The 12,836-nt window shown below is 54.7% G+C and carries 10 protein-coding genes; 3 read left to right on the top strand and 7 right to left on the bottom strand.

Translation table 11 applies throughout. The features are described from left to right. The first annotated feature begins 66 nt into the window (after nt 1-66). Complete coding sequence (locus FAZ14_RS03090) at nt 67-744, top strand: type 1 glutamine amidotransferase domain-containing protein (RefSeq protein ID WP_153508002.1); 678 nt, start codon at nt 67-69, stop codon at nt 742-744. 38 nt (nt 745-782) lie between these two features. Continuing rightward, on the top strand, nt 783-1,412 hold the full coding sequence (locus FAZ14_RS03085) for a glutathione S-transferase family protein (RefSeq protein WP_016941123.1): 630 nt from the start codon (nt 783-785) through the stop codon (nt 1,410-1,412). Nucleotides 1,413-1,600: 188 nt separating this feature from the next. On the opposite strand, the gene FAZ14_RS03080 is transcribed toward FAZ14_RS03085, so the two are convergent. The 3 genes from FAZ14_RS03080 to mnmC form a co-directional block, all read right to left on the bottom strand. Further along, nucleotides 1,601-1,924 carry a hypothetical protein gene (locus FAZ14_RS03080; protein WP_016941122.1) on the bottom strand — a complete coding sequence of 108 codons (324 nt, stop codon included), beginning with the start codon at nt 1,922-1,924 and terminating at the stop codon, nt 1,601-1,603. Between the two features lie 269 nt (nt 1,925-2,193). Continuing rightward, nucleotides 2,194-3,861 carry a methyl-accepting chemotaxis protein gene (locus FAZ14_RS03075; RefSeq protein WP_016941121.1) on the bottom strand — a complete coding sequence of 556 codons (1,668 nt, stop codon included), beginning with the start codon at nt 3,859-3,861 and terminating at the stop codon, nt 2,194-2,196. Nucleotides 3,862-4,652: 791 nt separating this feature from the next. Continuing rightward, on the bottom strand, nt 4,653-6,689 hold the full coding sequence (gene mnmC, locus FAZ14_RS03070) for a bifunctional tRNA (5-methylaminomethyl-2-thiouridine)(34)-methyltransferase MnmC2/FAD-dependent 5-carboxymethylaminomethyl-2-thiouridine(34) oxidoreductase MnmC1 (protein WP_038925337.1): 2,037 nt from the start codon (nt 6,687-6,689) through the stop codon (nt 4,653-4,655). A gap of 158 nt (nt 6,690-6,847) precedes the next feature. On the opposite strand from mnmC, the gene fabB reads away from it, so the two are divergent. Continuing rightward, a complete protein-coding gene (gene fabB, locus FAZ14_RS03065) occupies nt 6,848-8,065 on the top strand; it encodes a beta-ketoacyl-ACP synthase I (protein WP_016941119.1) in 1,218 nt (405 codons plus the stop codon). Between the two features lie 180 nt (nt 8,066-8,245). On the opposite strand, the gene flk is transcribed toward fabB, so the two are convergent. The 4 genes from flk to FAZ14_RS03045 form a co-directional block, all read right to left on the bottom strand. Beyond that, nucleotides 8,246-9,454, bottom strand: coding sequence for a flagella biosynthesis regulator Flk (flk, locus tag FAZ14_RS03060; protein WP_016941118.1), 1,209 nt, complete (start codon nt 9,452-9,454; stop codon nt 8,246-8,248). A gap of 311 nt (nt 9,455-9,765) precedes the next feature. Beyond that, nucleotides 9,766-11,283: a tripartite tricarboxylate transporter permease gene (locus tag FAZ14_RS03055; RefSeq protein WP_016941117.1), complete on the bottom strand. Its 1,518-nt coding sequence runs from the start codon at nt 11,281-11,283 to the stop codon at nt 9,766-9,768. 15 nt (nt 11,284-11,298) lie between these two features. Beyond that, complete coding sequence (locus tag FAZ14_RS03050) at nt 11,299-11,727, bottom strand: tripartite tricarboxylate transporter TctB family protein (RefSeq protein WP_038925362.1); 429 nt, start codon at nt 11,725-11,727, stop codon at nt 11,299-11,301. Nucleotides 11,728-11,763: 36 nt separating this feature from the next. Next, complete coding sequence (locus FAZ14_RS03045) at nt 11,764-12,741, bottom strand: Bug family tripartite tricarboxylate transporter substrate binding protein (RefSeq protein ID WP_420890230.1); 978 nt, start codon at nt 12,739-12,741, stop codon at nt 11,764-11,766. Nucleotides 12,742-12,836: the final 95 nt, after the last annotated feature.

Raw genomic sequence — 12,836 nt, 5'->3', positions numbered from 1 at the left:
AGCAATGTTTTTAACGGTTAACGTAAAAGCACCCGCGAAATAAAGGGTGATGTGAGGAGAATGACAATGAAAGTATTGATGGTATTAACATCCCACGATCAACTGGGAAATACGGGTAAAAAAACCGGTTTCTGGCTCGAAGAGTTTGCCGCACCTTACTATGTGTTTAAAGACGCGGGTGCCGAGATTGTTCTGGCATCGCCGGCAGGTGGGCAGCCACCACTGGATCCGAAAAGCGATTTGCCGGACTTTCAAACTGAACTGACCCATCGTTTCAAAGCTGACCCCGCCGCTCAGCAGGCACTGGCATCGACGGTAACACTCAACAGCGTCCACATGGAGGATTTTGACACGGTATTTTATCCGGGTGGGCATGGCCCATTGTGGGATCTGGCCGAGTCAGCCACCTCGATTGCGCTTATCGAAGCGTTCGAACGGGCGGGGAAACCTATCGGCTTCGTGTGTCATGCGCCTGGCGTATTGCGCCATGTCAAAGCCGCTAATGGTGAACCGCTGATCAAAGGCCGTCGGGTAACCGGGTTTACCAATTCGGAAGAAGCTGCGGTGGAATTAACCGATGTGGTTCCGTTTTTGATTGAAGACGAGTTTCAAAAACTGGGCGGCGAATACAGCAAAGGCCCTGACTGGCACCCCTATCTGGTGGAAGACGGTAAGCTGATAACCGGTCAGAACCCGGCCAGCTCGGAAGCGGTCGCCCACGCATTGTTAAAGCAACTGGCTTAATTGGCTAAACGTAATCGGCTAAAAAGGAAATCGGCGACATGGTCATAAAGCTACATCATCTGAATGAATCGCGCTCTACGCGCATCCTCTGGTTGCTTGAAGAGGCACAGCTTCCTTATGAGCTGATCCGCTATCAGCGCAATCCGCAGACACAACTGGCACCGGAAGAACTGAAGGCTATCCACCCGTTGGGTAAATCACCGGTGGTTGAGATTGATGGCAAGGTGATTGCCGAGTCAGGGGCGATTGTTGAGTACATCATTCGTCGATACGCGCCACATCTGGCCCCTGACGAGCAGGACGAGAGCTATGTCGAGTATCTGCAATGGATCCATTTTGCAGAAAGCTCTGCTATGTTGCCGGTGTTACTGAAAGTATTTAACCAGTTTGAGAAGAAAAGCGGCCAGACACTGCACTTTCTGGATGACTATGCTGACACAGAATTCACAAAGGTATTTTCTTATCTGGACGATTACCTTGCTTCACGCGAGTTCATTGTCGGGCAGCGCCTGACCGGGGCCGATTTTATGCTGGGGTTTGTGGTGCAGTTGGTCACAGAGCGGTTTAATCTGGGGCAACAGTATCCTCATCTTGCCCGTTATGTGGCGCGTCTTGCCGACACACCAAGCTGGCAGCGGACAAAACATCTGGAGTCCACTCCGGCATAAAGAGCCATCGCAGGGGAGGCTGTCAGGGTCTCCCTTCGATATGCGCCCAGAGAAAAAGATCTCTCCCCTGTAAAACCGTCGGCCTGATAGTACGGATGACTGACGGTTCTTCGTGGTGAAGGGGCTTATTAATGGCGTCCTGCACTATCTATCTATCTATCTATCTATCTGTCTATCTATCTGTCTAGCTAGCAAAAACGCTCCACCTCAGACAGCGTTCGAATATTGATGAGCAGGTTTTCAAACAGCCGTAATGCAATACCAATACTGTTGATGTTGTAATAGAGCGCGGCATCATGCTGTTGCAAATAATGTTCGAATGTCGGTTTAGTAAGCATTTTGCTGATCGCAATCTGCCGTAAGCTCACGTGGCGGCAATTGTTGAGATAACTCTCGAACGATCGGTAATCGCTGTTAAGCAACTGCGCCAGCAAGGCCGTAAGCTGTTCAAATTCATCAACCAGTAACGCATGGTTGTCCCTGTTTTCCCTGTCGTGTTCGTCGCAGTGCATATTGTTTTCCTTATTGTGTTATAGAACCTTATCCCAATAAGCAATTTTCTCGCCATCTTGCCTCTGGCCGGTGCATCAATTTGCGCGCACTTAACCGTTATGGATGGCGTGTACATGCGGCACCGATTACACCGGTTGGGAGAGGTTCTTAACCGGTTATCTGCGGTGGATACCGGTCCATCGCACCAGAGCAGGCTCTGATGCGATGGATTTCAGGCAGGTGGAAACCCCGCGTTAATCAAAACGTTGATAATGGAAAGCGTCGGTTATCAGAAACTTTCCCAACTCGTTTCCCCGGCGGTGGCGACACGCTTTTTGGTGGGTGACAGAAGGCGTGGCGCGGGGGCTGATGGTGCTGATGGCGTGCTACTGGCAGCCAGTGCCGCCGCCGCATGATGACCGACGGTAAACTGCCCCACCAGTTGGTTTAAGATCAGCGCTTGTTCCTGCAAGGATTGCGATGCCGCCGAGGCTTCTTCCACCAGCGAGGCGTTTTGCTGCGTGACATCATCCATCTGATTGACGGCCTGATGCACCTGGTCAATCCCTTTGCTTTGCTCTTCGGTGGCGGCAGAGATTTCACTCATCAGGTCAGTGACTTGCTGAATGGCCTCTTTCATGGACGACATTTTTTTGCCCACATCGCCTGCCTGCTCGGCACCGGTGAGGATCAGGGCGTTGGAAGTATCAATCAAGTCCTTGATTTCACGCGCTGCGGTAGAGGAGCGTTGCGCCAGCGTACGCACTTCACCAGCAACAACCGCGAACCCACGCCCTTGTTCCCCGGCACGAGCGGCTTCCACGGCGGCGTTCAATGCCAGAATATTGGTTTGAAACGCGATGCCTTCAATCAGGGCGATAATATCGGTGACTTTACTGCCGCTGGTGCGGATCTTATCCATGGTATCGAGCATGGTCGTGACCGCGTCGGCGCTGCTGACGGATATCTGGCTGGCATTGCCTGCCAGCATGCTGGCCTGTTGCGTGTTTTCCGCATTCTGACGCACGGTTTCACTGATTTCCGTCATGCTGGCGGCGGTTTCTTCGAGCGAGGCGGCCTGCTGTTCCGTGCGGGAAGAGAGGTCTTCGTTACCGGCCGCGATTTGCGTTGCGGCGCTGCCAACCGATTGCGCAGAAACACTGACGGAAGCCAGTGTGCTGGCGACACGCTGCATCAGCGCATTAAACGCCCGTGCGGTGATGCCGATTTCATCTTTACGCTGGTCGTCCGCTTTGAGAGTCAAATCCAGCGTTGTGCTGGCTGTTTCCATCACCTGGCTCATGTTGCTGAGGCTGTTGCGGATGCTCAAAATCGTTTTTATCGCCAGGAAGCTGGTCAGCAACAGTGTCAACAGCGCACCACTTAATAGGCTTATCCAGCTCTGGTTATAAATGCGGGAGTTCGTCTGGCGCAGCTCATCGCCGATTTTGACATTCAAATCGACCTGTTTACGGTAGGTGGTGAGGATGTTGCGCAGGGCTTCACCGACTCCCCCCTCGCCTTGCAGCATACCCAAAGAGAGATCTTTCTGATTGGATTTTGCCGCTGTCAAAAAAGGCGGTAACGCCGACTGCAATTTTTTGGCATTGTCTATTGACGCGAGGGTTAGCGCTTTGTCTTCATCATTGGAGATATCATTCTTCATATAGTAGTCATTGAGTGACTTGATATCCTCAAGAGTTTGATTAATGCTTTGTTCTATACCGGGTAATTTACTGCTGTCTGGCGTGGTTTGATAACGGTAGAGAAAAAGCCCCAGAGCGTTGCTTTTATCCACGGCGTTATTCAGGTCCTTAATACTGGCGACAGCATTATCCTGCATATAGTCGGCGCGAGCTTGAAAGCCGGATAACAATGACAGGGTAATCACAACCAGTGCGATAAGTGCCAGAGATAGCAGCGAAAACGTTAGTAACAGGCGTTGCGTAATATTCATAACCTCTCCGTTTTATTCCTGTGATGCGTCAGATTGCAGGGGTACTGGCTTTATTATTTTGCCCCTTCACGGGCGTCGCCCTGTGGGGTCGTGGTACGCGGTGTTCAATAATTGTTGCTATAGACCGCGTCGCTTTTTCTCGTCGCTATTGTCAGAAGGGCTACCGTGCCACTACGTCGTAATGATCATCACGTGTCCCAGGCTGAAAGTGCAGTGGGGGAGTCGTGATGAAAATGCCAGATTGGGTTCTGCAACCCGAACTTTTGGGATACAGCTCATAGTGTAAAGCGTTGCTGAATCGTGGCGTGCCTGCGCCGGATAGGCCACCGACAACACGTGATTCATTAGCTATTATCGGCATTGAAACCGGTGTCTTGATAATTTTGATCGAAAAAACCATTCAATGTGAAATAATTAATATGATTCTCATATCGATATGGCGTTATTGATCGTCAAAATCATTCGTAATCCCTATCAACACCCTGCTGGGAAGAAAACGTTTGCGTAGCTAACTAAATGAAAAGAAAAATAAAATGCTCATGAGCATCAGTGCGTCATGCCGTATTAATGGTAGGAGATCTTATGAGTGGTGGTTTGTGGTGGCGGCGTGAGAATTTCAACCGGGTATAGAGGCCCATCGAGCTATATATCAACGATGCTACACAACATCAGCGACGCTATGTAGCATCAGTGATGCTACATAGCAATGGCTTATCATCTTTGCACTGTCGCGCACGATAATCGGGCCGTGTTGTCCTTCGAAGTCACAGCGGCCCGCGTCTTATGGTCGGCTATTCCGCACTCGCGGGTATCGGGCTTTTGCCTTTGAGCAATTTTCTCACCCAAAAACGATTGGGGTGCAGCGCTGCCAGCGTATCACTTGCCAGCGGTAGCGGTTCGCCAAACAACTGCGAGGCCAGAATTTCGGCTGCCAGTGGCGCAGAGCATAAGCCGCGCGACCCGAGCGCGCCAATCAGATAGAGATTCGGCCAGGATGGCGCCGTTTTCACTGCTGAGCCAGCAGCAAGCTGCCCCGGCAGGTGCTGATATTCCGTCAACGTTTGGTGATAATCCGGTGCCTGACCAAGCAGTGGCAGATGATCACGGATGGCGCAGCGTACGCCGCATCGAGCCTGTTGCCCGGAGATGTCTATCGACGTTGGCCAGTCACAGTCTGGCAGGCAGTCAATCAGCCGCTGGCGGTTTTGCTGTTGATCGGTCTCACGGTAGTCGGTGCCGGTGTCGCCACGGTGATAACTGGCACCGATACAGTGTGTCTGGTGACGCGGACTCACCGGCGTCAGGTAACCGTCATAGCACAGTACCTGGCGCAACGCAGACAGCGCCGGGGTGTCAGGAATGTGGCTGACCTGACCACGTACCGCATAAACGGGCAGGTGGCGCGTGTGTTCCCAGTCGTTTATCTGATGGCCGTTTGCCAGTACTACCGTGGCATGTTGCACCTGCCGCCCATCTGCCAGTGTCAATTGCCAGCCGCTGTCGGTGTGCGTGAGAGCCGTTACGCCCGTTGATAAATGCACCTGAAGACCTTGCTGACACGCGAGCGTGCAGGCGGAGGCGGTCAGCTCGGACGGGCACAGCCAGCCGCCTTGCGGGTAGGTGATACCGTGGGTGTGCAATGTGACACCCGCCTGCTCGGCCAGATGGTGGGCATCAACCGGTCGCACCAACGTATCGGGCCAGTTGCCCGCCAGAATCTGTGTTATCTTACGCGTGCTTTTTTCATCGTAGGCCAGTTGGCTAACGCCACACCAGTCATGTTCAAACGCCACGCCTTGTGCAGCGAGGTCGTCATAGCAGCGACGAGCGAAGCCAAACGCGGCGGCGAAGAACTCTGACAAGGCATCCTGCTTGTCGTTCAACAGCGGGTAAAGTGCTCCCTGGCGATTGCCGGAAGCGCGTTGCCCCACCTGGTCGTCGGCGCAATACAGCGTAACTTGTGCGCCTCGGCGCAGCAGGGCGAGCGCAGTGAGTACGGCGGCAATGCCACCGCCGACGATGGCCACCTCCTGCGGGCTGGTGGCCGCCGGGCGTGCATACCAGGGCGTAGGGTGTAACGGTTCAGTACTGTGTGACACGGTGCCGCACAGCATTTCCCGCTTCTGCCCGAATCCTTTTATTTTACTGACCTGGAACCCGGCCTGTTGCAGACCCCGGCGAACAAAACCGGCGGCGGTGAAGGTAGCGAAGGTGCCCCCGGTTCGGCACAGGCGAGCCATCGCGTTAAACAACGCATCGGTCCACATGTCCGGGTTTTTGGCCGGCGCAAACCCATCCAAAAACCAGGCGTCGACATGGCGAGTCAGGCTGTGGTCCAGCGTTGGCAGCAGGGTGTTGACATCGCCGAACCACAAATCCAGCGTGATGCTCCCCTGCGCCAGAATCAGCCGATGACAGCCGGGTAGCGCCAGTGGCCAGTGCTGGCGTAATTCCTCGGCGAACGGTGCCAGCTCCGGCCAACTGGCGTGTGCGGCGGCGAGGTCTGACTGGCGCAGCGGGAATTTCTCAAAACTGATGAAGTGCAGGCGTTGCAACGCGGCACCCGGCTGTTGCTGGCGAAATTGCATGAATGCCTGCCACAAGGTCAGGAAATTTAGCCCCGTGCCGAAACCCGTTTCCGCCACGGTACAGACCGGGCCTGCATGATGAAGGAAACGCTGTGGAAACCCATTGCCCTGTAAAAAGACATAGCGAGTTTCCGCCAGACCATCCTGGTTGGAAAAATAGACGTCATCAAATTGTTGCGATACAGGTGTACCCTGAGCGTTCCAGTTAAGGTCCGCATGCTGGATGGAAGGGCTTGTCACGACAACTAACTCATTATTCAGGCGATGGCGCGATTCTAACGAGTGGTTTATTAAGTCGCAAATTTGAGAAAAGTTAGTCTGATCGGACTTGTTCAGCTTACAACTGTACGCTAAAGTGCGGAGCTAAATCCAAAGTCTACAAGCGGAAGGGGTATTGAATGAAACGTGCGGTGATTACGGGTCTGGGGATCCTGTCCAGTATCGGTAATAACAAAGAAGAAGTGCTGGCATCCCTGCGTGAAGGCCGTTCTGGCATCACATTCTCTCAAGAGCTGAAAGATTCCGGCATGCGCAGTCACGTCTGGGGTAATGTCAAGTTAGATACAGCAGGCCTGATTGAGCGTAAGATCGTGCGTTTCATGAGCGATGCTTCCATTTACGCTTATCTGAGCATGGAAGAAGCCATCAAGGATTCTGGCCTGTCAGAAGAGCAATATCAGCACAATCCGCGTGTTGGCCTGATCGCCGGTTCCGGCGGTTCTGCGCGTTCTCAAGTGTTTGGCGCTGATGCTATGCGCAGCCCGCGTGCTCTGAAAGCTGTTGGCCCTTACGTCGTGACCAAGGCGATGGGTTCTGCGGTTTCCGCCTGTCTGGCCACGCCGTTCAAAATCCAGGGTGTGAACTACTCCATCAGCTCTGCTTGTGCGACCTCCGCACATTGTATCGGTAACGCCGTTGAGCAGATTCAGATGGGCAAGCAGGACATCGTGTTTGCCGGTGGTGGCGAAGAGCTGTGCTGGGAACTGGCGTGCGAGTTTGACGCCATGGGCGCGTTGTCCACCAAGTACAACGAAACGCCGACACGCGCTTCCCGTACTTATGACGCTGATCGCGATGGTTTCGTGATTGCTGGCGGCGGCGGTATGGTGGTAGTGGAAGAGCTGGAACACGCGCTGGCGCGTGGGGCGCACATCTACGCAGAAGTGATTGGCTACGGCGCGACCTCCGATGGTGCCGACATGGTCGCACCGTCAGGCGAAGGCGCGGTACGCTGTATGAAGATGGCACTGCAGGATGTCGATACGCCGGTGGATTACATCAATACCCATGGTACGTCAACACCGGTGGGTGATGTAAAAGAACTGTGGGCTATCCGTCAGGTGTTCGGCGACAACGTACCGCCTATCTCTTCTACCAAAGCGATGACCGGTCACTCACTGGGTGCTGCTGGTGTTCAGGAAGCCATTTATTCACTGCTGATGCTGGAGCACGGTTTCATCGCGCCAAGCATTAACGTTGAAACACTCGACGAGCAGGCTGTGGGCATGAACGTGGTGACCGAGCCGACTGAGCGCGAGTTGACGACAGTGATGTCCAATGGCTTCGGCTTCGGCGGTACCAACGCGGTGCTGGTGATGCGTAAATACGCACAGTAAACGCCAGAACCTTGTCATTGCGTAAAAATACCGGGCTTGCCCGGTATTTTTTTGCCTGAAACTGGCTGACCGGCTATCCCCAACGCCTGCCTTTATTTGGCGTTGTGACGCGTTAGAGCACTATCACAGTTAGAGTACGATCACAGTTAGAGTACGATCACAGTTAGAGCACGACCACAGTTAGAGTACTACCCACATCAGCAACGCCACGACCACAACGGCGACTAACACCAGACCAATAGGTTTATTGACCAGCGCCCGCCACTCCGGTGGCAACGCCATGATCAGTGGGTTGATAAATGGCTGCATCGGTGTGGTGGTGTCTTGTATCTGTTGCAACCGCCGCCGGTACAGAAAGGCCACCACATTACTAACCTGCGAAGGGGTGAGCGGCATTTGCGGCGTGAGGTTCAGGGTATTACGGGTGAAATCCTGCAACAGTTGCTGCTCTTGTTGGTCGAGCGGTTGCTTTAGCGCCGTCTGTAACGTCTGCAACGTGGTCGGTGTGTGCTGCTGTAGCAGCGCGCTTTGTGTGTTAATGAACTGACTTAACACGTGAAAGTTCTTCGCCGGTATCGGGTCGCCGATTTTTAACCCCTGCATGTCCATCAGCGTATGCCAGACTTTGGCGGGCGATTCACCGCTCAGAGCAACCAGTTTGGCAACCAACTGGTTGAGCTGGTTGTGTTCTGCGGGTAATAAGGCGCGGTTCAGCAAGGCGGCGGTTGAGGTATTGGTCCCCAACCCGCCTGGTGCCACGCCCGCTTGTAACATCGCCGCCAGTTGCTGGGATGTTTGCGGCAAGGGGGGAGGGATCGTGGTCGCGGTAGGCGTTTGTGCCAACGGCAGTGTTTGTCCGTTAGCGGTTTGACCAGGCGACACCGTGGCGTTAGCGTCCGTAGACAACAGTGTGGCGGCCTGAGGTAACTGGCCGTTTTGCAGCAGCGTCACCACCAGTTTCAGTTGTGAAGGCGTCAGTGAACTTAACACGGTGTGACCAAACTGCTGGCGGATAAAGTCACTGGCCGCCTGACGGTTATTCCCCTGAGAGAGCAGACTGGTCAGTTGTTGCAGCAACTGGCGGGTATCCTGTGAGCTTTGTACCGTGCTCAGCCGGTTTTGCAAACTTTGCTCGGCGGCCGGAAACTGGCTGGCGAGCAGTTCCGCATTATTTTTGTTACCCAATTCTGCGCGCACGGTTGCCCAGACTTCTGCGGGTCTGGCACCGCTCAGGGTGGAAATCTGCGTCACCAGCTTTTCCAGCGTGGTGCGTTGTGCCAGCGTTAACGGAAGGTCATCCGTCTGGGATGTCGCGGTTTTTGACAGCGTGGGGTCCAGCGTTTTTTCTCCCGGCAGGGAAACATTACCGGGATTACTGATCGGTTGCATGCTGCTCTCCTTACCGTAGACGCGTGACGGATTTCACCAGAGCTTGATGACGTTATCACCATGATCGGTGTTATCTGCAGGTTTATTGTCATCACAGCTATTGTTATCACAGCAGTTGTGATCATAACTATTGTCATCATAACAACGGTGCGGTATTCCCGATAGTCGTGGTGTATGAACTGGTTAATATTTCGTTAAGCAGGGAAAAAAGGCGAGAAAACGCAGGATGGGCGTGACGTCAGCGTTCCCCGTGGGCAACGCAGTACGCGGGGTGAAGAGCCCGCGTGCTGCGTTAGAGACTGGCGGTGGTGTTATGTGCGAGGGACGGACTGAAGCTGAGCACGGCGATGTCGCCAGCGTTTCAATACCGGCGGCACCACCAGAATCAGCACCGCCATCCCCAGTAACGTCTGGCTGATGTGCCCTTCCCACAGGATGGATAACCCGCCGTTGCTGATGGACAACGCACGGCGCAGGTTCTGCTCCAGCATTTCACCCAGCACAAAACCGAGGATCAGCGGCGACATCGGGAAGTGCATTTTGCGTAGCAGGTAGCCGAACACCCCCAGCCCGACCATCAGTAACAGGTCAAAGGTGGTGCTGTGTACGGCATAGACACCGACGGCGGAAATCGCAGCAATCGTCGGTACCAGAAACCACATCGGAATCGCCAGCATACGGGTAAACAGGCCAATCATCGGCAGGTTAAGTAGTAACAGCATCAGGTTACCGATCAGCATGGCAGCGATAAGCCCCCAGACGATATCCGGTTGTTCGGTAAACATGGCTGGCCCCGGCGTAATGTTGTACAGCGTCAGTGCGCCCATCATCACCGCGGTGGTACCGGAACCGGGAACACCCAGCGTCAGCATCGGGATAAACGAACCACAGGCAGAGGCGTTGTTAGCCGCTTCCGGTGCCGCCACGCCACGAATGTCGCCTTTACCAAAACTGTCGCTATTGCCGCTGATTTTTTTCTCCGTCATCCAGGCCATCGCACTGGCGATAGTGGCCCCCGCGCCGGGCAGGATACCGACAAAGAACCCCAGTAATGAAGAACGTAATGTCGCCCCAACGCACTGCATGCCTTCCCGAACGTTAAACAGCATGCGTCCGGTGGCCCTGGTCAGCTTTTGTCCGCTACCGGTTTGTTCCAGCATCAACAGGATTTCGCTCACGGAAAACAGGCCAATGACCACCACCACAAACTGAATCCCGTCTGACAGGTGGACACTGTCGAAGGTGAAGCGGTAGACACCGGTGTTGGCGTCCACGCCGACTGTCGCCATCGATAAGCCGATCAGCGCGGCCAGAAACGATTTCAGCGGATTGTGACTCATCATGCTGCCAAGGCAGGCGATGGCGAACACCATCAGCGCGAAGTATTCCGCCGGGCCGAATGCCAGTGACCAGTTAGCCAATAGCGGCGCAAACAAAATGATACCGAGGATCGCAATACTGGAACCGACAAACGAACTGACAGCGGAAATCGACAGCGCCACCCCCGCTTTCCCTTGTTGCGCCATCGGGTAGCCGTCAAGGGCGGTCATGATTGCCCCCGCATCGCCCGGGACGTTAAGTAGAATGGAAGAAATACGTCCGCCGTACTCACAGCCGAGGTACACCGTCGCGAGCAGAATCAGCGCCGATTCCGCTGGCAGTTTCAACGCGAAAGCCAGCGGCATCAGAATCGCCACACCGTTAATCGGGCCCAAACCGGGCAACAGCCCGACCACGGTACCGATAAAGCAGCCAATCAGCGCAATCATCAGGTTTTGCGGCGTCATCGCCACCGCAAAGCCTTGCATCAGAAAAGACCAGATATCCATGAACCTGCCTCCCGGTTAGAGCCACGCGCCAGCGGGCAGCGTGACGTCGAGCAGTTTATCGAAGGCGTAAAACAGTGAGATGCCCATGACCGCGCCGGATAACGCTGCCATCCACCACACCGCGCCAAACAACATGCCGATACCGCAACCCAGTAATGCGGTGGTCAGCGGAAAGCCCAGCGGTTCAAACAGCCAGGCGTACAGTGCCAGCATGATGACCAGCAGCAACAAGCGCTGACGAACCACAGCAGAAGGCCAGACGAGGACATCAGGTTTACGCAGCAACATCAACACGGCACACAGCGCCATCAACCCCAGAATCGTGATGGGAAACGGGCGAGGGCCAACCGGTTCGTAGCTGTATTCGCTCTGGATTTCCCAGCCGATAACCAGGCCAATCAGACACAGCAACAACCAGACCCCGGCAAACAGACGATCGCTCATCATGTGTTTCTCCTCTATTTAGCGGCTGACATTCAGCTATTTAGCTAACCCAAACAGCTTCGCCTGCTCGCGGTAATCCGCGACCTGCTTTTTGATGTAGGCATCCAGCGCTGGTCCGGTCAGGTTGAATTCGAACAGACCACGCAGGTCGCGTTGTTTTTTGAATTCGTCGGTGGTGGCGATGTGTTTGAATGCCTGTTCCCACCACTGGTAGCTGGCCTCGCTCACTTTGGGGCCGAGATAAAAGCCGCGAATGATTGGCCAGACTAAATCGTAGCCTTGCTCTTTAGCCGTAGGGATGCTGGCCAGCGGCTCCGGCAGGCGTTGCTCGGAAAATACTGCCAGTACGCGAATCTTGCCGCCTTGCAGGTGGGGCACCATTTCGCTGATATCGCCGGAAACTGCCTGCACATGTCCGCCCAACATCGCGGTCAGCGGTTCACCGCCGCCTTCAAACGCCACATAGCGCATGTCGCGCGGGCTGATACCTGCATGGCGCGCCAGCATCGCGGTTTTCATCCAGTCCTGGCTGCCGATAGAGGCCCCGGCCCCGACCACCACCTGACTGGGGTTTTTCTGCATGGCACCGAGCAAGTCTTTCAGCGTTTGATAAGGGGAATCGGCCCGTACGGCGATCATGCCGTAATCGGTGCCGACCGCCGCCAGCCATTTCACATCATCGACGCCATAGCGTCCGAATTTACCCTGTGCCAGGTTCAGCAGCGAACCGCCGGAAAAGGCCACCACGGTGCCGGGTTCATCTGGCCGTTGCGCCACAATCGCGTTATACGCCACCGCGCCGACTCCCCCTGGCATGTAGGTGACGCGCATCGGACTGGTGAGCGTGCCGGTCTCTTGCAGCGATATCTGCAGCAATTTACAGGTCAAATCAAATCCACCGCCTGGCTTGGCAGGGGCGATGCACTCGGTACGTGTCGGTGCGGTTGCCGGGTTGGTCTCGGCGGTGGCAATCGAACCGCACAGCAGCAGGGAAAGGGCGAGGTATTTTTTCATTGTCATTTCTTCCTGTTTTTATTGTTCCCGGAACGGGGATGTTGAGGGATTGTTAATGAAGTAATCTTTCAGTTACCTTTCGGTTAGTGAAAATG

The organism is Dickeya oryzae, from assembly GCF_009372235.1.
GTDB classification, from domain to species: domain Bacteria; phylum Pseudomonadota; class Gammaproteobacteria; order Enterobacterales; family Enterobacteriaceae; genus Dickeya; species Dickeya oryzae.
The sequence above is the reverse complement of the archived record's forward strand: the minus strand, read 5'-3'. Positions and strand labels throughout refer to the sequence as shown.

What these genes read in the sequence shown, in the direction of transcription:
- FAZ14_RS03045 (WP_420890230.1), bottom strand. Translation starts at nt 12,741, where the DNA reads ATGAAAAAATACCTCGCCCTTTCCCTGCTGCTGTGCGGTTCGATTGCC.
- FAZ14_RS03090 (WP_153508002.1), top strand. Translation starts at nt 67, where the DNA reads ATGAAAGTATTGATGGTATTAACATCCCACGATCAACTGGGAAATACG.
- FAZ14_RS03085 (WP_016941123.1), top strand. Translation starts at nt 783, where the DNA reads ATGGTCATAAAGCTACATCATCTGAATGAATCGCGCTCTACGCGCATC.
- FAZ14_RS03050 (WP_038925362.1), bottom strand. Translation starts at nt 11,727, where the DNA reads ATGAGCGATCGTCTGTTTGCCGGGGTCTGGTTGTTGCTGTGTCTGATT.
- FAZ14_RS03075 (WP_016941121.1), bottom strand. Translation starts at nt 3,861, where the DNA reads ATGAATATTACGCAACGCCTGTTACTAACGTTTTCGCTGCTATCTCTG.
- FAZ14_RS03080 (WP_016941122.1), bottom strand. Translation starts at nt 1,924, where the DNA reads ATGCACTGCGACGAACACGACAGGGAAAACAGGGACAACCATGCGTTA.
- flk (WP_016941118.1), bottom strand. Translation starts at nt 9,454, where the DNA reads ATGCAACCGATCAGTAATCCCGGTAATGTTTCCCTGCCGGGAGAAAAA.
- fabB (WP_016941119.1), top strand. Translation starts at nt 6,848, where the DNA reads ATGAAACGTGCGGTGATTACGGGTCTGGGGATCCTGTCCAGTATCGGT.
- FAZ14_RS03055 (WP_016941117.1), bottom strand. Translation starts at nt 11,283, where the DNA reads ATGGATATCTGGTCTTTTCTGATGCAAGGCTTTGCGGTGGCGATGACG.